The 19,021-nt window shown below is 70.1% G+C and carries 18 protein-coding genes; 2 read left to right on the top strand and 16 right to left on the bottom strand.

From position 1 onward, the window contains the following. Positions 1 to 9: 9 nt before the first annotated feature. Together crp and ASD78_RS04365 are read left to right on the top strand one after the other, a co-directional pair. Positions 10 to 675, top strand: coding sequence for a cAMP-activated global transcriptional regulator CRP (crp, locus tag ASD78_RS04370; RefSeq protein ID WP_055908892.1), 666 nt, complete (start codon positions 10 to 12; stop codon positions 673 to 675). A 10-nt stretch (positions 676 to 685) separates the two neighbouring features. After that, positions 686 to 1,147: a GNAT family N-acetyltransferase gene (locus ASD78_RS04365; RefSeq protein WP_056098641.1), complete on the top strand. Its 462-nt coding sequence runs from the start codon at positions 686 to 688 to the stop codon at positions 1,145 to 1,147. Positions 1,148 to 1,476: 329 nt separating this feature from the next. Here the strand turns inward: ASD78_RS04365 and ASD78_RS04360 are convergent, their stop codons facing one another. From ASD78_RS04360 to yegS, 16 genes are all read right to left on the bottom strand, one after another. Further along, positions 1,477 to 2,217 carry a haloacid dehalogenase-like hydrolase gene (locus ASD78_RS04360; RefSeq protein WP_055908898.1) on the bottom strand — a complete coding sequence of 247 codons (741 nt, stop codon included), beginning with the start codon at positions 2,215 to 2,217 and terminating at the stop codon, positions 1,477 to 1,479. Next, positions 2,214 to 3,005, bottom strand: coding sequence for an indole-3-glycerol phosphate synthase TrpC (gene trpC / locus ASD78_RS04355; RefSeq protein ID WP_055908901.1), 792 nt, complete (start codon positions 3,003 to 3,005; stop codon positions 2,214 to 2,216). The genes ASD78_RS04360 and trpC overlap by 4 nt, the downstream gene beginning before the upstream one ends. Continuing rightward, entirely contained in the window at positions 3,002 to 4,816 is a 1,815-nt protein-coding gene (locus ASD78_RS04350) for a Mur ligase family protein (protein WP_056098640.1), read from the bottom strand. Before ASD78_RS04350 ends, trpC begins: the two co-directional genes overlap by 4 nt. Further along, positions 4,817 to 7,606, bottom strand: coding sequence for a cyanophycin synthetase (gene cphA, locus ASD78_RS04345; protein ID WP_056098637.1), 2,790 nt, complete (start codon positions 7,604 to 7,606; stop codon positions 4,817 to 4,819). 12 nt (positions 7,607 to 7,618) lie between these two features. Further along, positions 7,619 to 8,461 (bottom strand): cyanophycinase, encoded by an 843-nt coding sequence (locus tag ASD78_RS04340; RefSeq protein ID WP_056098635.1) that lies wholly within the window; start codon positions 8,459 to 8,461, stop codon positions 7,619 to 7,621. A 22-nt stretch (positions 8,462 to 8,483) separates the two neighbouring features. After that, on the bottom strand, positions 8,484 to 9,689 hold the full coding sequence (gene iadA, locus ASD78_RS04335; protein WP_056098633.1) for a beta-aspartyl-peptidase: 1,206 nt from the start codon (positions 9,687 to 9,689) through the stop codon (positions 8,484 to 8,486). Then, positions 9,682 to 10,032 (bottom strand): antibiotic biosynthesis monooxygenase, encoded by a 351-nt coding sequence (locus ASD78_RS04330; RefSeq protein ID WP_056098631.1) that lies wholly within the window; start codon positions 10,030 to 10,032, stop codon positions 9,682 to 9,684. Before ASD78_RS04330 ends, iadA begins: the two co-directional genes overlap by 8 nt. Before the next feature lie 34 nt (positions 10,033 to 10,066). After that, positions 10,067 to 11,098: an anthranilate phosphoribosyltransferase gene (gene trpD / locus ASD78_RS04325; RefSeq protein WP_056098630.1), complete on the bottom strand. Its 1,032-nt coding sequence runs from the start codon at positions 11,096 to 11,098 to the stop codon at positions 10,067 to 10,069. Between the two features lie 13 nt (positions 11,099 to 11,111). Continuing rightward, positions 11,112 to 11,459 carry a hypothetical protein gene (locus ASD78_RS04320; protein ID WP_056098628.1) on the bottom strand — a complete coding sequence of 116 codons (348 nt, stop codon included), beginning with the start codon at positions 11,457 to 11,459 and terminating at the stop codon, positions 11,112 to 11,114. Further along, positions 11,460 to 12,041 (bottom strand): aminodeoxychorismate/anthranilate synthase component II, encoded by a 582-nt coding sequence (locus ASD78_RS04315; RefSeq protein ID WP_055908925.1) that lies wholly within the window; start codon positions 12,039 to 12,041, stop codon positions 11,460 to 11,462. A 440-nt stretch (positions 12,042 to 12,481) separates the two neighbouring features. Further along, on the bottom strand, positions 12,482 to 13,861 hold the full coding sequence (locus ASD78_RS04310; protein WP_056098625.1) for an ATP-binding protein: 1,380 nt from the start codon (positions 13,859 to 13,861) through the stop codon (positions 12,482 to 12,484). Continuing rightward, positions 13,858 to 14,532 carry a response regulator transcription factor gene (locus tag ASD78_RS04305; protein WP_055908931.1) on the bottom strand — a complete coding sequence of 225 codons (675 nt, stop codon included), beginning with the start codon at positions 14,530 to 14,532 and terminating at the stop codon, positions 13,858 to 13,860. The genes ASD78_RS04310 and ASD78_RS04305 overlap by 4 nt, the downstream gene beginning before the upstream one ends. Before the next feature lie 142 nt (positions 14,533 to 14,674). Next, positions 14,675 to 14,857 carry a hypothetical protein gene (locus ASD78_RS04300; RefSeq protein WP_056098622.1) on the bottom strand — a complete coding sequence of 61 codons (183 nt, stop codon included), beginning with the start codon at positions 14,855 to 14,857 and terminating at the stop codon, positions 14,675 to 14,677. A 175-nt stretch (positions 14,858 to 15,032) separates the two neighbouring features. Next, positions 15,033 to 15,722 carry an SIMPL domain-containing protein gene (locus ASD78_RS04295; protein WP_255355375.1) on the bottom strand — a complete coding sequence of 230 codons (690 nt, stop codon included), beginning with the start codon at positions 15,720 to 15,722 and terminating at the stop codon, positions 15,033 to 15,035. A gap of 517 nt (positions 15,723 to 16,239) precedes the next feature. After that, positions 16,240 to 17,730 carry an anthranilate synthase component I gene (gene trpE, locus ASD78_RS04290; RefSeq protein ID WP_056098618.1) on the bottom strand — a complete coding sequence of 497 codons (1,491 nt, stop codon included), beginning with the start codon at positions 17,728 to 17,730 and terminating at the stop codon, positions 16,240 to 16,242. A gap of 156 nt (positions 17,731 to 17,886) precedes the next feature. Continuing rightward, a complete protein-coding gene (gene yegS, locus ASD78_RS04285; protein WP_055908943.1) occupies positions 17,887 to 18,843 on the bottom strand; it encodes a lipid kinase YegS in 957 nt (318 codons plus the stop codon). Positions 18,844 to 19,021 lie beyond the last annotated feature (178 nt).

Genomic DNA, 19,021 nt, shown 5'->3' with positions numbered 1-19,021 from the left:
GTAGCCCCCTTGACTGCCCTGCGTCGAACCAATAGCCCGTTGCTGCCCGACGGCGCAACGATCGAACGCTTCCTGGCGCACTGCCACCGCCGACGCTATCCGTCGCGGACCGACGTGTTCCGCCCGGGGGACCCCGCCAGCACCCTGTACTACGTCGTTTCCGGCTCGGTGAGCATCATCACCGAGGAAGAAGACGGCCGCGAACTGGTGCTCGGCTACTTCGGCCCCGGCGAATTCGTCGGCGAGCTCGGCCTGTTCATCGAAAGCGACCATCGCGAGGTGATCCTGCGCACGCGCAGCACCTGCGAACTCGCCGAGATCGGCCACGAGCGCCTCTACGACCTGCTGCTGACCCGGCTGTCGCTGGACGCGCCCAAGCTGCTGTACGCGATCGGCGCGCAGATTTCGCGGCGCCTGCTCGATACCAGCCGCAAGGCCGGCCGCCTGGCCTTCCTCGACGTCACCGACCGCATCGTGCGCGCCCTGCACGACCTGGCCAAGGAACCCGAGGCCATGAGCCACCCGCAGGGCACCCAGTTGCGGGTGTCGCGCCAGGAGCTGTCGCGCCTGGTCGGCTGCTCGCGCGAAATGGCCGGCCGCGTGCTCAAGAAGCTGCAGGCCGACAACAAGCTCCACGCCCGCGGCAAGACCGTCGTCCTGTACGGGACGCGCTGAGCCGCCGACGATGGGCCGCGCCGCCACCTCCGCCGAGACCGCACCCCGGGTGCGTCCGGCGGAATTGGGCGATGCCCACGATGTCGCCCGCCTGCTCGGCGACCTCGGCTATCCCTGCAACCGCGACGAGGCCGCCGAACGCATCGCGGTGGTGCGTCACGATCCGCGCCAGCACCTGCTGCTGGCCGAGATCGACGGCGAAGCCTGCGGCCTGGTCTCGCTCTACACCCTCTATTCGGTCGTCCACGGCAACGAATTGGCGCGGATCACCGCGCTGGTGGTATCGCCGGCCTGCCAGCGCCAGGGCATCGGCCGGCGCCTGCTGCGCGAGGTCGAGCTGATTTCGCGCCGCACCGGCGTGTCGCGGATCGAGGTCACCAGCAACCTGCGCCGCAGCGAGGCGCATGCGTTCTATCGCGATTGCGGCTACAGCGATGGTTCGCTGCGGTTTGTTAAGGCGCTGGGCGACTGAGGGCCTGGGTGTTCCGCCGACGGCGGAATGCTGCTATCCGATGGGGAATGAACGGCTGCGCCGGAAGGACTGCGGGCCTTGGGGGTGCGTGGTCGCGGCTTACGCCGCTCCTACCCCAGAGCGATGGTGAGTGCGGCGAGCGCCGCAGCCTTCTTCGGCACTGCGCCGGCGCGCGAATTCACGCGAATCGCGGCTTACGCCGCTCCCACAGCGGGTCGTACTGGCCTTCTGTGGGAGCGGCGTAAGCCGCGATCGCGACACCCCGCAAGCCGACGCAGGCCCGATTCGCAGCCCAATCCCAATCCCAATCCCAATCCCAATTCCGATCCCTAGCCCGCCGCCGAGGCCACCGCGTCGCCACCGCGCCCGGGGCAACCCCAATTGAGGATCGGCGTGCCCGGGGGCAGCACCTGCCGGAACATCTCGATCCGGCGCGGTTTCGGGTTGACCACGACCGGCCGGCGCGCGGCCTTGAGCAGCGGCAGGTCGGCGCTGCTGTCGGAATAGGCGACCTCGACCGGCGCGGTGTAGCCGGCCTCGCGCAGCATGGTCATCTTCATTTCGGAGTGGCAGTGGCGCAGCGCGCCGACCGCGCCCAGGCGCGGACCGACCAGGGTGCCGACCACCGGCACGTCCTCGTGGGCGACGAAGGCCAGGATCGCGCGCGCCAGCTCCGGCGGCGCGCCGGTGGCGATCACCACCCGGTCGCCGCGCTCGCGGTGGTGATGCAGCACGTCCAGCGCCACCGGCAGCAGCCGGCGCCGGATCTCGTCGGTGTGCGCGGCGACGTAGCGGTCGATGGCGGCGTCGAACTCGCGGCGTCCGCCCATGCCGACCGAACCGACCCAGACGAATCCGGAAATACCGACCCGCCGGGTCGGCAGGAACGCGATCATCGGCCCGAACACCGGCGCGATCAGCAGCGCCAGCAGCTGCCGCCACCACGAGCGCCGGATCAGCCAGGCGAACAGGTGACTGCCGGAATCGCCGTCGTAGAGGGTGTGGTCGAAGTCGAACACCACCAGCGGCGCGTCCTCGCGCGCGGGCGGGAAGCGCCCCTCCGCGCTCATGCCGCGAACAGCCGCTGCAGGGCCGCGCCCGGGTCGCGTTCGCGCATGAAGCTTTCGCCGATCAGGAAGGTCTCGATGCCGGCCGCGCGCATCTTGGCCACGTCGGCGCCGGTGGCGATGCCGCTCTCGGTGACCAGGGTGCGGTCGCGCGGCACGGCGTCGCGCAGGGCGATGCTGGTGTCCAGCGAGACCTCGAAGGTGCGCAGGTTGCGGTTGTTGACGCCGATCAGCTCGCAATCGGTCTGCAGCGCGCGCTCGAGCTCGTCGATGTCGTGGACCTCGACCAGCACGTCCATGCCCAGCTCCATCGCCAGCCCGGCCATCTCGATCATCGGCCCGTCCTCGAGCGCGGCCACGATCAGCAGGATCGCGTCGGCGCCGATCACCCGGGCCTCATAGACCTGGTAGGGGTCGATGGTGAAGTCCTTGCGCAGCACCGGCAGCGAGCAGGCCGCGCGCGCCTCGCCCAGGTACAGGTTGCTGCCCTGGAAGAAATCGACGTCGGTCAGCACCGACAGGCAGGCCGCGCCGCCGGCCTCGTAGCTGCGCGCGATCTGCGCGGGCTGGAAATCGGCGCGGATCAGGCCCTTGGACGGACTGGCCTTCTTGACCTCGGCGATCACCGCGGCCTCGCCGGCGGCGTGCTTGCGCTTGATCGCGTCGACGAAGCCGCGCGTGGGCGCCTGCTGCGCCGCGCGCACGCGCAGGTCGTCCAGCGAGCGCACCCGGCTGCGCTGTTCGATCTCCTCGGCCTTGCGGGCCAGGATCGTGCGCAGGACATCGGTCATTCCATCATCTCCACTTCGCCCGTCAGGGGCCGGCCGGGGCGCCATTGTCCCAGTTGCAGCCGATCGAGCAAGACGACGACCGCCTCGCGAGCCTGGCTGTTGTGGATCGGCAGCACCAGCACGTCGCCCGGCCCGGCCCAGCGAAGCAGCCGCGTGGCGGCCTCGACCTCCTGCAGGCAGACCTCCAGCGCGTCTTTGGGCAGGCCGTGGCGCAGCAATTCGTCGCGCAGGATCCCCGCGACCTCGCCCTCGGCGCGGCCGCGCAGGTAGCCTTCCATGTCCTTGAGCACGACCCGATCGGGGCGGAAACCGGCCGCGACCGCGGCGAGTTCGCGGATGTCGCGGTCCTTGCGGTTGCCGGCCTGGCCCAGCAGCAGGCCGAGCCGGTGCCCGGGCCGGGCCGCGACTTCGAGCAGCTTGCCCAGGCCGTCGGGGTTGTGGGCGTAGTCCAGGTAGACCTCGCTGTCGCCGTAGGACCAGCGCTGCAGGCGCCCGGGGTTGTCGCCGGGTGCTGCGCCGAAACGCGCCAGCACCTGGGCGATGCGCTCCGGTGCGACGCCCAGCGCGGCCGCGGCCAGCGCCGCACCGGCCAGGTTGGCGAGGTTGTAGGCGACGCGGCCGCCGAGGGTCAGCGGCATCGCGGCGACTTCGCCCAGGTCGTGATCGCGGCCGTCGTAATGCAGGCGCAGTCGGCCGTCGCGCACGCCGCAAGTCGCGCCGCCCTGCTCCCGGTGCGCACGCAGGCGCGGATGCGATTCGTCGAGCGCGAACCAGCCGATCCGCTGCGGCAACGCCGCGCTGTGCCGGACCAGTAGTTCGTCGTCGGCGTTGAGCACCAGCAGGCCGTCCTCGGCCAGGCTGCGCGCGACGGTGAGCTTCACTTGCGCCAGGTCGTCGAGGTTGTGGATGCCGTACTCGCCGAAATGATCGGGGCTGATGTTGGTGACCAGGGCCACGCGCGCGCCCTGCGGGGTGAGGCCACGGCGCAACAGGCCGCCACGCGCGGTTTCCAGGATCGCCGCTTCGACATCGGTCCGGCGCAGCAAGGTGCGTGCGCCAACCGGGCCGGAATAGTCGCCACCGTCGATGCACTCGCCGCCGACGTATAGCCCGTCGGTACTACTGTGCGCGGTGTTCCAGCCCTGCGCGCGCGCCATCGCCGCGAGCAGGCGCACGCTGGTGGTCTTGCCGTTGGAGCCGGTAACGACAGCCTTGGGGATCGTGCGCAGGTCCTGCCAGGGCACTTCGTCGCCCGACGGAAGATCGTCGAGGCTCCAGGTCCGACTGGTCGCGCCCTCGCCCAGCGATAGCGCCTCGTCGTCGCTGTAGGCGGGCACGCCCTGCGCCCGCGCCTGCTCGATCAAGCCGAGCAAATCGGAACGCGCTTCGGCACGCGCCAGCGCATGCAGCGTGCGCAAGGCGTCGTCGCGATCCCAGTACGCGGCATGCCCGGGCGCATGCGGCGGCAATGCATCCTGCGGGACCGGGCCGACGACTTCGGCCCAGGCCCATTCGTTGATTTCGGTGGCGGCGTACAGGCAGTCGAGCGGTGCGACGAAGGCCAAGGAAGCGCCGCTGGCGTGCTCGCGCACGACGACATCGTCCTGCTGCGACCACTGCAGCAGCTCGCGCGCGCCGGCGATGTTGGTCCGCCAACGCGCGAGCGCCTGCGCCGGCGGCCGCGCGCCGCGTGTTTCCAGCACGACGCCAGGCCGGTCGAAATACAGATTCGCACCGGTCAGCCGGCGCGAATCCTCGAACGGAAACTCGAACTCCGGTGCCGCGACGTCGCCTTGGGAATCCGCCGTCACTCAATCGCTCTCTTCGCGTTCGAAACGCAGCCCGCGCTCGTCGCGGACCACGCCTTCCATGGCCGCGACCACGGCCTCGTCCAGGGTCTGTTCCAGCGGCGGCAATTCGATCCGTGCCGTCGCCGCGGCCACCGCGCCCTCGGGCTGGAAGTGGATGATCTGCTTCCACGACCGCGCCAGGGCATCGGCGAACACCAGCAGCAGATCGCCGAATTGGGCCATGCGCAGGGCGCCGTCGATCGCGGCTTGTTCGTCGGGGATGATCGTGATCGCTTCGGCGCTCACGCCACGCGCCTGCAGGGCCTTGGCGATGATGCGCGGCACCTCGTCGCCGTCGCGCCCGCGCAGGCCGTCGTCGCGGCGGCAGACGTAGTGGTCGAACTTGCCGGCCACGGCCTCGGCGATCGCGTGCAGGTCTTCGTCGCGACGGTCGCCGGGACCGGCGACCACGACCAGGCGGCGCCCGGCCACGTCCAGGCGCTGGGCCAGGTCGGCCATGACCCCGACCGCGTGCGCGTTGTGGCCGTAGTCCATGAGCACCTTGAACGGATGCTCGTTGTAGACGTTCATGCGCCCCGGCGCCTGGAAGAACGTGGTGTCGAAGGTGCGCAGGCCGTGGCGGATCGCATCGAGCTTGATCCCCATCGAGAACGCCATGGCCGCGGCGACCATCGCGTTCTGCACGTTGTGCAGCGCGCGGCCTTCCATCGTCGCCGGGATCAGGTGGGTCCACAGCAGCGGGATATGGCTGCCCTTGTCGTACAGGGTGATCATGTGGCCGTTGACGCCGGCCTCGAGCGCGCAGGCGCGGCCGCCGGCGCGTATGTGCTCGCGCACCAGCGCGTGGGCCGGATTCATGGTGACGTAGCAGATCACCTTGGCGTCGGTGTAGGCCGACATCTTCAGCACGTTGGGGTCGTCGGCGTTGAGCACCGCGCAGTCCTTGGCGACCTCGACCACCACGCGCTTGACCTCGGCCAGCTGCTCCAGGGTGTCGATGCCCTTCAGACCGAGATGGTCGGACTGGATGTTGATGACCGCGCCGACGTTGACCTCGGACACGCCCATGCCGGCGCGCAGCAGGCCGCCGCGCGCGGTTTCGAGCACCGCCAGATCGATCTGCGGATCCGACAGCACCATGCGCGCCGACACCGGCCCGGTCATGTCGCCTTCGACCGTGCGCTGGCCGTCGATGTAGACGCCGTCGGTGGTGGTCAGGCCGGGGGTGTAGCCGCCCATCTTGGCAATGTGGGCGAGCATGCGCGCGGTGGTGGTCTTGCCGTTGGTGCCGGTGACCGCAGCGATCGGCACCCGCGACGGCGCGCCGGGCGGGAACAGCATGTCGATCACCGGACCGGCCGCATCGCGCGGCGTGCCTTCGCTGGGCGCGACGTGCATGCGGAAGCCGGGGGCGGCGTTGATTTCGCAGATGCCGCCGCCGGCGTTCTTGTAGCTCTCGGCGATGTTGGGCGAGATGAAGTCGACGCCGCCCACGTCCAGGCCGATCGCGCGCACCGCGCGTACCGCCATGTCGCGGTTGTCGGGATGGATGATGTCGGTGACGTCGGTGGCGGTGCCGCCGGTGGACAGGTTGGCGGTGGAACGCAGGTAGACGACCTCGTCGTCGGCCGGCACCGATTCGGCGGTGTAGCCCACGCGCTCCATCATCAGCACGGCCTGGGCGTCGAGCTCCAGCCGGGTCAGCACTTTCTCGTGGCCGACGCCGCGGCGCGGATCCTGGTTCACCGCTTCGACCAGTTCGGCGATCGTGCGCTTGCCGTCGCCGACCACATGGCCGGGAGTACGCCGGGTCGCGGCGATGAGTTCGCCGTTGACCACGAGCAGGCGATGGTCGTCGCCGCCGACGTAGGTCTCGACGATCACCGAGCGCGAATGCTCGCGCGCGGCTTCGAAGCCGGCGCGGATCTCGTCCTCGGCGGAAATGTTGATGGTGATGCCGCGGCCGTGGTTGCCGTTGTAGGGCTTGGTCACCACCGCGCCGCCGAGCTTGCGCGCCGCGCGTACCGCGCCGCTGGCGTCGGTGACCAGTTCCTGGCGCGGCACCGGCAGGCCCAGCGAGGCCAGGATCTTGTTGGTTTCTTCCTTGTCGCTGGCCAGTTCGACCGCGATATGCGGGGTGCGGCCGGTGATCGTAGCCTGGATGCGCTGCTGGTACTTGCCGTGGCCGAACTGGATCAGCGACTGGGTGTTCAGGCGCAGCCACGGAATCCCGCGCTCCTCGGCCGCCCGCACCAGCGAGGCGGTCGACGGGCCCAGCGCGCGGCGCTGGGCGTAGCGGATGAAGTCGTCGCGCGCCGATTCCCAATCCCAATCCTCGGGCACGCTGCCGGCCGGACGCAGTTCGGCCGGCAGCAGCGAGCACAACAGCTTCAGGCCGAGTTCGCCGGCGGCGATGCCCTCCTCGCGCTGCGCGTACTCGTAGACCACCGAGTACACGCCGGGACGCTCGTCGCCGACGCTGCGGGTCTTGCCGAAGGTGACGTTCTCGCCGGCGACGTTCTGCAGCTCGATCGCGACGTGTTCGAGCACATGGCCCAGCCAGGTGCCCTCGTCCTCGCGCAGGCGCCGCACGAAGCCGCCGGCCTCGCGATAGGAACAGCCGTGTTCGCCCAGCCCGGGCAGCGCGGCGAGCAGACCGTCGACGAAGGCCGGCCCCAGGCGCGCGGTCGGCCAGGCTTCCAGCGCCTGCAGGTCCAGCTCCAGCCGTATGACCGGAAAATGCGCATACAGCGAAGGGCCGACGTAGACGGTACGTTCGAGTATGCGCATGTGAACCTCACTTCATGTCTTGGGTGACGCCAGCGAACCGGCGGATGCTTTGCGGGTGTTGAGATTGAACGTGGCGCCCTTGGTGAGTATGTGCACGCCCAGGCCGAGCAGGCACACCGGCTCGTTCTCGCCGACCAGGTGCATGGACGAGAACTGCAGACCATCGGCGTCGACCACGGTGACCGAACCGCTGCCCTCGACCTCGATCGTGTTGTCGGGACCGATGAACGCCGCCGTGTCCTCGTCCAGACCGATGCCGACCGCGAACGGGTTGTAGGCCAGCGACGCCACCAGACGGCCGAGACGGTCGCGCTGGCGGAAGTGCTGGTCGATCACCACGCGGTTGGTCAGACCCAGGCCCGGCGCGAGCCGGACGCTGTTGGCGCGCGGCGACGCCCCTTCTACACCGTAAGCGATCATGTGCTCGCTGAGAATACTGGCGCCGGCGCTGGTCCCGCCGACGGTCACGCCCTGAGCATTGCGCGCACGGATCGCTTGCGCAACCGGCGTGCCGCCCAGCATGGTCGAAATCCGGATCTGATTGCCGCCGGTGAAGAAAATGCCGCTGGCGCGCTCGATCCGCCGCACCCGGCCCGGTTCGTGGCAGTCGCGGCGCGTGTCGAAGTCCATCACCTCGACTTGCGCCGCGCCGAGCTCGGTGAACAGCTTCTCGTAGCGATCGCCGGTGTCGGCCAGACGGCTGGCGGTCGGGATCACCACGATGTCGGCAGCGCTGCCGCCGCTGATCTTGAGAAAACGCCGCAGGATGGCGGTGTCGTTCTCCTTGTCTTCCGCTCCGCCGATCGGAACGATCCAACCCCGCTGTTCGCCATCGGGGATTTTGCTGGGTGCCATCCTACGTACTCGCTTCTACTAACTATTCGGAATGCTGCGACGGGGTTTCGAACTGACCATGGCGCAGCACCGCGCCATCGCGCAGGTGCGGCCGTCCGCCGATGAAGACATCATGCGCCGCGCCGCGGCCGTCCAGGGACACCAGATCGGCATCGCAGCCGACTTCGATCCGACCCTTGCCGTCCAGGCGCAGCAACTGCGCGGGGTTGCGGGTGAAGGCCGGCAGCGCGCGCTCCAGGGCGACGCCGCGCGCCAGCACCGCATTCAGGCACTGCAGCAGCGCGCCGGACTCGCCCACGTCCATGCCGCAGACGCGGCCATGGGCGTCGAAACAGGGCAGGCAGCCGCCCACGTCGGAACTGACCGTCACCCGCTCCGGCGGCGCGCCGCTGTCGAGATAGCGGATCAGGGCCTCGTCGGCGCTCCACGCGTCCTCGCCGTCCTCGACCGGAAACGCGGTCAGGTCGATCCAGCAACCGCGCCGCGCCAGCTCCAGCGCTTCCTCGAACAAGGCCTTGCGCCGATTGACGTGGGTCGGGTTGAACACGCGCGCCGGCAGTTCGCTGCGCTCCAGCGCCTGGCGCACGAACTCCAGCCCGCGCGGGCCGTCGCCCAGATGCAGATGGACGATGCCGGCCTTGCCGGTCATCAGCCCGGCGACGTGCGCCTCCGAGGCCAACCGCAGCAATTCGTCCAGGGTCGGCTGGCTGGAACGGTGGTCGCTGATCGCGACCTCGCCCACGCCGATCAGCGGTTCGACGAAGACCACGTCGCCGCGCACGCTGCCGGTCAGCGTGGTCGGCGGCAGGTGGTAGCCGCCGCAATAGCCCCAGGCGTTCAGACCTTCTTCGCGCAAGGCGTAAATCGCCGCGACCAGCTCGCGCGTGCTGCGCGCGAGGTCGTCGGTGCCGAGCAGCCCGACCACGCTGGTCACGCCGGCGCGGGTGTAGCGCGACAGCATCGGCGCCGGCACGCGGGTGCGGAAGCCGGCTTCGCCGCCGCCGCCGGTGACGTGGACGTGGCCGTCGATCAGGCCCGGGATCAGGCGCCGGCCTTCCAGGTCGATGCTCTCGACCGACAGCTCGGCCGGCAGGGACGGCGCGTCGGCGCCCATCCACAGGATCTTGCCGCCGCCCAGCAGCAGATGCTGCCGGCCCAGCGGCTGCGGCGCATAGACCTCGGCGTTGCGCAGCAAGCGCAATCCGGCCTGCGGCGCGGCGTCATTCATCCTGTGGCCCCTTGGTCCAGCCGTAAGCGCGCTCGACCTTGGCCACGCGCAATTCGTAGCGACCATACCAGTGTTTGCGGCCGCGCTCGCGGGTCGCGGCGTGTTCGAGATTGCGTTTCCAGGCCACGATCGAGGCCTCGTCCGCCCAGTAGCTGACGGTGATGCCGAAGCCGTCGGCGCCGCGCGTGGACTCGACCCCGAGGTAGCCGGGCTGCTGCGCGGCCAGTTCGACCATGCGCTCGGCGGCCTCGCCGTAGCCGGCATCGTCCTGGTCGCTGCGTTGCGAGCTGAAGATCACCGCGTAGTACGGCGGCGCGGGCAATTTGGCGAAAGGATCGCTCATGGACGGACTCGCTGGCTAAGGCTGGCGAAAGGAATCAGGACGCGAGCCGACGGGTCGCGGCGACGAACTCGTCCAGCTTGGCCCGCGCGGCGCCCGAAGCGAGCGCGGCGCGGGCGCGGGCGATGCCGTCGGCGATGCTCTCGGCGGCGTTGGCCACGTACAGCGCGGCGCCGGCGTTGAGCGCGACGATCTCGCGCGGCAGGCCGTCGCGGTTCTCCAGTGCCTGCAGCACCATCGCCTTGGACTCGCCCGCGTCGGCCACGCGCAAATTGCGGCTGGCGGCCATGGCGATGCCGAAATCCTCCGGGTGCACTTCGTACTCGCGCACCACGCCGTCGCGCAGCTCGCCGACCAGCGAACCGGCGCCCAGCGACAACTCGTCCATACCGTCGCGGCCCCAGACCACCAGCGCGCGCTGCGCGCCGAGTTCCTGCAGCACGCGCACCTGGATGCCGACCAGGTCGGGGTGGAACACGCCCATCAGGATGCTGGGCGCACCGGCCGGATTGGTCAGCGGCCCGAGGATGTTGAACAAGGTGCGCACGCCCATCTCGCGGCGCACCGGCGCGACCACCTTCATCGCCGGGTGGTGCACCGGCGCGAACATGAAGCCGATGCCGGTGTCGTCGATGCATTGCGCGACCTGCTCGGGCTGCAGCTCGATCGCCGCGCCCAGCGCTTCCAGCACGTCGGCGCTGCCCGACTTCGAAGACACGCTGCGGTTGCCGTGCTTGGCGACCTTGGCGCCCGCCGCGGCCACCACGAACATGCTGGCGGTGGAAATGTTGAACGTATGGGCGCCGTCGCCGCCGGTACCGACGATGTCGACCAGGCCGCTGCGGTCGGCGACCTCGACCGGGCGCGCGAATTCGCGCAGCACCGTGGCCGCGCCGGCGATCTCACCGATGGTTTCTTTCTTCACCCGCAGGCCGGTAAGAATGGCCGCGGTCATGGTCGGCGAGACTTCGCCGCGCATGATCATGCGCATCAGATCGACCATCTCGTCGTGGAAGATCTCGCGGTGCTCGATCGTGCGCTGCAGGGCTTCTTGCGGAGTCAGGGGCATGATGCGGTCCGGGTCAGAGCGAGGCGTGCTCGAGGATTTCCTGGCCCATCAGGACGCAGTCGTTGCCGAGGCGGTAGTACTCCAGGCGCATCCGGTACTGGCCCTTGTAGACGTAGCCCCAGACTTCGAGCACGTCGAAGCGCTGCTTGGCGTTGGCCGGATTGACGATGGACGGCAACGGCTTGGCCGGCCCGGACACCCGGGCGCGCTCGTCGTCGTCGGTGTGGAAGGCCAGCAGCTTCTGGGCCTGGACCAGGGCGTCGGCGGCGCAGGCATGGCTGGACGGCTTGGTGGCCGCGGACGCGTGGCCAGCCAGTCCGGCCAGCAGGACGGCGGCGAGGGCTCGGTGGGTACGGGTCATTCAACGCTCCAGGAAGTTCTTGAGCAGGGCGTGGCCGTGCTCGGTCAGGATCGACTCGGGATGGAACTGCACGCCTTCGACCGGATGCTCGCGGTGGCGCAGGCCCATGATCTCCTCGAAGCTGCCGTCCTCGTTCTCGGTCCAGGCGGTGATCTCCAGGCACTCGGGCAGTGTCTCGCGCGACACCACCAGCGAGTGGTAGCGCGTGGCCTCGTAGCGGTCGGGCAGCCCGGCGAACACGCCCTGCCCTTCGTGGCGGATGCGCGAGGTCTTGCCGTGCATGATGGTCTTGGCCCGCACCACGTCGCCGCCGTAGGCCTGGCCCAGGCTCTGGTGGCCGAGGCAGACGCCCAGGATCGGCACGCGCGCGCCGAGCTCGCGGATCAGTTCCAGCGACACGCCTGCCTCGTTGGGCGTGCACGGACCGGGCGAGATCACGATCCGCTCCGGCTGCAGCGCCTCGATCTGCGCCACCGACAGGTCGTCGTTGCGGATCACCTTCACCTCCGCCCCCAACGCCTGCAGGTACTGCACGAGGTTGTAGGTGAAGCTGTCGTAGTTGTCGATCATCAGAACGGACATGACGCGTCTCGGATTCGGGGGAGGCCGGGTGGGCAACGGCGGATGCGGGTGCCGGACCACGACCCGTCGCGCGCGCACGCGCCCTGCGGCCATGGGGCCGGGGTCGCCGGCCCGCGATTATCCGGCCGCGGACGGTCCGCGGGAAATAACGATCGGAGAGGTGGGGCGGCGGTCGGCGCGGGGACGCGCGCGCGGCGCTCAGCGGTCGCTGCGCAGCGGACGACGTGGTGCTGGATCGAAGGCGGATAGATCACGCGGGGTTTCCCGGAAGGACGGCGGAACGCAGACGGAGGCAGCACGCCACCATCGCCAGCCCGGAGCGGCCTTGGACGGGAATTGCGGGTTCGCGCGAACGGTCATGGCCCTACTGTAGCCGCTCCGCAGCCGCGGCGCGACGGCGCCCTGCCCTCGCGGCCCGGCGGGATCAGGTCGGGCGGCGATCAGGCCGGGCCGGGTTCGGCCGGCGTCAGCGCGATCCGCACCTCCAGCCCGGGCGCGTTGTCGCCCAGGCTGACGTGGCCGCCGTGGCGGTGCGCGATCGCGCGCACCAGGCTCATGCCCAAGCCGGTGCCGGGCGAGCCGCGGTGTGCCTCCAGGCGCTGGAAACGGTCGAACACCCGCTCGCGGTCGGCGACCGGGATGCCCGGGCCGCGATCGCCGATGCGCAGCACCACCGCGCCGCGCTCGCGGCGCAGGCCCACGCCGACCTCGGTGCCGGCCGGCGCGTACTTGACCGCGTTGTCGAGCAGGTTGACCAGCATCTGGAACAACTGGTCGGCGTCGCCGCGCACGGTCGCCGGCGCTTCGTCGGCGCGCGGCAGTTCGGTGCGCAGGACGATGCCGCGCTCGCCCGCGCTCGGCGTGTACAGCTCGACCGCGTCGCGCGCGAGTTCGGCCAGGTCCAGCACCGGCTCGTCGTGCACCGGCGGCTGCGCCTCGATCCGCGCCAGCCGCAGCAAGGCACCGAAGGAATGCAGCAGCTGGTCGGTTTCGGCGATCGCCGCGTCCAGCTCGGCGTCGCGACCGGCATCGTCTGGGCGATCGCGCAGCTCTTCGAGACGGTTGCGCAGGCGGGTCAACGGCGTACGCAGGTCGTGGGCGATGTGATCGGTGGCGTGGCGCACGCCGCCCAGCAGTTCGCCGATGCGGTCGAGCATGCCGTTGAAGCGCCGCGCGAGCCGGTCGAAGGCGTCGTCGCTGCCGTCCAGGGCCACGCGCAAGGCCAGCTCGCCGGCGCCGACGCGTTCGGCGGTGTCGTCCAGGTTGCGCAGGCGCCGCGACACCCAGCGCGAGGTCAACCAGCCGACCAGCGCGCCCAGGGTCGTCGCGACCAGCAGCGCCGCCAGCGCGGTGCGCAGCATCAGTGCCAGGAAGCGACCCTGCGAGCGCAGGCGCACGCCGGTCAGCAAGGTGTCGCCGCCGGACAGGCGCTGCAACTGCGCGACCACGCGCAGGCGTTCGTCGCCGTCGCGCTCGACGAATTCGGTCCAGCGCAGCTTGCTCGCGTGCGCGAGCGGACGCCCGCCGTAGCGGCCGGCGAGTACGCGCCCATCGGTCGCCATCAGGGCATAGACCGCGTCGACGTCGTCCTGCGCGGCGATGCGCTCGCGCAGTTCGGACTGCAGCGCGTCGCGACCGCCTTCGCGGTACAGCTCGACCAGGCCGGCGGCGTCGGCGCGCACGACCTCGCGCGCGTCCTCGACCAGCAGCGCCGATACCGCGTAATGCACGCCCGCGCCGAGCAGCACGAACGCGAGCAGGAACGAGGCCGTGACGGCCAGCGCCAGGCGCGCGCTGGTCGAGCGCAGGGTCGGGCTCATCCGCCTAACCGGTAGCCCGCGCCGCGCACCGTGTGCAACAGCGGCTTCGGATGGCCCAGGTCGATCTTCTGCCGCAGGCGGCTGATGTGGACGTCGATGACGTTGGTCTGCGGATCGAAGTGATAGTCCCAGACCGCCTCCAGCAGCATGGTCCGGGTGACCACGCGTTCGGCCTGGCGCATCAGGTATTCGAGCAGGCGGAACTCGCGCGGCTGCAGTTCGATGCGCTTGCCGCCGCGGTGCGCCTCGCGGCTGAGCAGGTCGAGTTCGAGATCGGCCACGCGCAGCCGGGTCGGCTCGCTGCCGCCGGCGCTGCCGCGGCGCAGGATGCTGTCCAGGCGCGCGCTGAGTTCGGCGTAGGCGAAGGGTTTGACCAGATAGTCGTCGGCGCCGGCACGCAGGCCTTCGACCCGGTGATCGACCTCGCCCAGCGCGGTCAGCAGCAGCACCGGCGTGCGGTTGCCGGCGCCGCGCAGGGTCTGCAGCAGGATCAGGCCGTCCAGTGCGGGCAGCATGCGGTCGAGCACGATCGCGTCGTAGCTCTCGGTGGTGGCCAGGAACAGGCCGTCCTTGCCGTTGTCGGCATGATCGACGGCGTGCCCGTCCTCGCGCAGGCCCTTGGCGATGAAACCCGCTGTGTGGGGATCGTCTTCGATCAACAGGACGCGCATGCCGACTCCCGGTCTCGCAAAAGAATACCCCGCCGGGAGGAAGCCGGCGGGGCAGCCACCTGGGGTCGAGGTGGGCTTCGGGGACGTAATGGAGAACGGTGGAACGTAGGAGGGAACCGCAGACGCAGGCTTACGCGGTGGATCAGCTCTTCTTGGCTTCCGGCGCGCCGGCCTTGGTGTCGGCCTTGGCCTTGTGGGCCTTGTGCTTGACCGTGGCGGTCTTGGCCGGGGCGGCGGCGCCCGGGGCGGGGGCCGGCGCGGCGGCGAAAGCCGAACCGGCGACGGCGGTCAGGGCGAGCGCGAACAGGGCATTGCGGACGTTCATGATGAGGCTCCTGGACACTGTATGGATGGGTTCATTGCCGGTGGGGTCGGGCCCCATCGCAGGTACAGATTGCGCGCCGCGGCCTGGCGGCGAGCTTTCCGGCACATGAACTATCCGTAATGTTCGGCGCGGGCCGTCGCGGCCCGCGCACGCAGGGTTCGGAGCCACGCCGGCGTCAGTCGGCGAGCAGGAAGACGGTGTAGATCTTGTCCTGGAAGTCGATGTAGCCGGCCTGGAAGGACGAGGCCGCGCCGGCGCGCAGACGGCTGCCGCTGACCACGACGCGCTCCAGGTTGCCGCTGCCGGCGGCATAGCCGTAGGTGTTCCAGTCGTAAGCCGTCGGCCACGAGCCTTCCTGCACGCCGTACTGAAACTGCGGCGCGACATCGGACACGCTGTAGACGCCGCCGAGCCTCGCGCCGTACGCGCGGGCGATGACCTCGGCTTTTTCGCGCGAGGACTCGATACTCTTCTGACGCAGCTGACGGCGCAGTTCGGCTTCGCTGGCCAGTTCGGCGGTGACGCCGGAGATCGACAACTCCTTGGACGTCCGTACCGTCGCCAGGAAGCGCTCCAGCGCTTGCTTCTGGCCGAAGCGCGCGGTGAGCGTGCGGCGCACGCCGGTGCCGAGAAACACCTGTTCGCGCGATTCGCTGTCGTAGCGCTGGCGAGCGTCGATCTGCAGCGAAGTGGCGACGATCTCATGCTCGGCCACGCCGACGGCCTTGAGCTTGCCGATGACGTCCTGCACCTGGGTTTCGACACGTTCGCGCGCCGCCGCCGGCTCGGCATCGACCGCGTCGAACTGCATCGCGATCTTGTACCGGTCCGGCACCGCCCGCGCCTGCGCGTCGCCGTAGACCAGGATGTGCCGTGTCGGCGGCAGGGCGGGTTGACCTGCGCCTGCGCGGCGGTGGATAGCAAAACCAGCCCGAGCAGGCCGAGGGTACGGAACAGCATGTCGCCTCCTTGATGACGATCGTCATGTCGATGCGAGTTCGCGGGCCCGTCGCGGGCGGCGCCTACTCATCGCAACGGGCGTGGCGGCGGCATGGGGTTATCGAACATCGCCCGAGGCAGGCGCACGCCGCTTTGGGGTAGGAGCGACGTGAGTCGCGACCACGACAGTCGACGTACCGCGCCAGCCCGGAATCGCATCGCAAACGCATGCTGCGGTCGCGGCTCACGCCGCTCCTACCCCACGGCGAACCGCCGGCGCCGCGGCATGTGTAGGAGCGACGTAAGTCGCGACCACGGCAATCGGCGTACCGCGCCGGCCCGGAATCGCATCGCGAACACATGCTGCGGGGTCGCGGCTTACGCCGCTCCTACCCCACGGCGAACAGCCGGCGCCGCGGCACGGCGGCGCCGGAGCGACGCGATTACAAGCCGCGCGCCGCCTGGGCCACGGCGCGGAACAACGCGCGGCCCTTGTTCATCGTCTCTTCCCATTCCTTCTGCGGATCGGAGTCGTAGACGATGCCGGCACCGGCCTGGATGGTCAGGCGGCCGTCCTGGATCACCGCGGTACGGATCGCGATGGCGGTATCGGCGTCGCCGTGCCAGCCGATGTAGCCGACCGCGCCGGAGTAGACGTTGCGCTTGATCGGTTCGAGCTCGCGGATGACTTCCAGCGCGCGGATCTTGGGCGCGCCGCTGACCGTGCCGGCCGGGAAGGTCGCGCGCAGCACTTCGGCGTAGCTCAAGCCCGGCTTGAGACGGCCGGTCACCTCGCTGACGATGTGCATCACGTGGCTATAGCGTTCGATCACGAACTGCTCGCCGACCTGCACCGTGCCCGGCTCGGCGACCCGGCCGACATCGTTGCGGCCCAGGTCGATCAGCATCAGGTGCTCGGCGCGCTCCTTGGGATCGGCCAGCAGTTCGGCCTCGAGCGCGTTGTCCTCTTCGACGGTCTTGCCGCGCGGGCGGGTGCCGGCGATCGGGCGCACCGTGATCTCGCCGTCCTGCAGGCGCACCAGGATTTCCGGCGACGAACCCACGACCTGGGTCTCGCCGACGTCGAGGAAGTACATGTACGGCGACGGATTGAGCGCGCGCAGGGCGCGGTACACGTCGACCGGGCGCGCCTTGAACGGCACGCTCAGGCGCTGCGACAGCACCACCTGGAAGATGTCGCCGGCGCGGATCAGCTCCTTGGATTTCTCGACCGCGGCGATGAAGCCCTCGCGGGTGAAACCCGAGACGAAGTCGTCTTCTTCCAGCCCGACCGAGTCCAGGGTTTCCGGATAGCCGGCGCCGGCGTGACGCAGGCGGTGGGTGAGCTGATCGAGGCGGCGGTTGGCGCGCGCGTAGGCCTGCGGCTCGCTGGGATCGGCGTGCACGATCAGGTACAGCCGGCCCTTGAGGTTGTCGAACACCGCGACTTCCTCGCTCTGCATCAGCAGGATGTCGGGCGTGCCGAGTTCGTCGGGCTTGGAGCTGCCGTCGGCCTGCGGACCGGCCAGGCGCGGCTCGATGTACTGGATGCATTCGAAACCGAACCAGCCGACCAGGCCGCCGGTGTAGCCCGGCAGGCCTTCGATGCGCGGCACCGAATGCGCGGCGCGCAGGCGTTCGACTTCGGCGAACGGATCCTCGACGGTGTGGGTTTCGATCAGCTCGCCCAGTTCGGTCACGAACAGGGTGTGGCCGGCGAAGGCGTACACGCGCTTGGCCGGCAGGCCGATGATCGAATAGCGGCCGAAGCGTTCGCCGCCCTCGACCGATTCGAACAGATAGGTGTGCGGGCCGTCGGCGAGCTTGAGGTAGACCGACAGCGGCGTGTCGAGGTCGGACAGGACCTCGCGCACGACGGGGATGCGGGTGTAGCCGTTAGCGGCCTGTTGCTGGAAGAGTTCGGGCGAAATCACGCGGCGGTTCCTTCATGAGCGAGTGGGCAGGAGCGACGATGGCCGACGGCCACCATCGCCAACCCACGTCGGCGCAAAAGGAATGCGGGTTCGCCCAGGCTTTCATGGCCGACACTCTAACGGCTTCGCCGGGCCGGCGCGACGGGGCCCGGCCGCTCAGGCGGACCGGAGCTGCGCCGCGACCGAGGCCGCGAGCAGCGGACAGCCCTCGGGCAGGTGCATGCGCACGCGCGCGGGCACGCAATCGATGCGGAAATGGCGCGAACTCACCGGCTCGCCGTCCAGGTTGAGGGTGAGTTCCGACTCGGCATCGATCTCGACGCTGCGCAGCCGCGCGCGCACCGCGACCCGCTCCAGCGCGGCGTGCTGGCCCTGGGTCAGCAAGGTCCTGACGGTGGCGCCGACCTCGCCGGAGAGCTCGGGCACCACGCTCAGATCGAGCAGGCCGTCGTCGATCAGCGCGTCCGGACACAGGGCCTGGCCGCCGCCGGCCTGGCGGCCGTTGCCTATGCCCAGGGCGATGAAGTCGCCTCGCCAATCGAAGCCTTCGCCGCTCAGATGCGCGCGGATCGGGTCGATGCGGCCGAGCTTGGAGATGCCGGTGATCAGATAGGCCAGGCCGCCGAGCATCTTCTTGAGGCCTTCGTCGGTTTCCACCGTGACCTGGGTGCCGAAGCCGCCGCTGGCGAGGTTGGCGGCCCAGTGCAGGCCGTCGGCGGCCTGCAGGCGCAGCAGATCGATCGGCTGCGCCCGGCGCGAGCGGATCAGCCGCAAGGCCTCGCAAGCGTTGTCGGGCAGGCCGGCGGCGGTGGCGAAGTCGTTGGCGGTGCCCAGCGGCACCAGCCCCAGCGAGGGCAGCGCGTCGGCGTTTTCGTCGCGGTGCGCCAGCGTCGTGGCGACCTCGCTGAGGGTGCCGTCGCCGCCGGCCGCGACGATGGTATCGGCGCCGTCGGCGATCGCCTCGGCGACGTAGCGTTCGGCGTCGCCGCTTTCCCAGGTCACGCGCACGTCGAGGGCGACGCCGTCGGCACGGATCGCGGCGACGGCCTCGCGCAGGGCATCGTCGCCGGCGGATTTGCCGTTGAGGATCAGACGCCAATGCGGCATCGGCATCAGGCGGGCTCTCGCGCGGAAGGATCGGCGAGGCTAGCAGCGCGGCGCTAAGTCTCAGTGAACGCCGCAGGCCACGGTCGCGCCGTTGTCATCGTCGCGTCATCGCCGGCCCGGAGTATCGAAGGCCATATCAGGGACGACGGGCGGAGGCTGGATTGCCTCCAATATTTCGGACGGG

Source organism: Lysobacter sp. Root667 (genome assembly GCF_001427715.1).
Taxonomy (GTDB): Bacteria; Pseudomonadota; Gammaproteobacteria; order Xanthomonadales; family Xanthomonadaceae; genus Lysobacter.
This window is presented reverse-complemented; position numbering and strand designations above follow the sequence as displayed.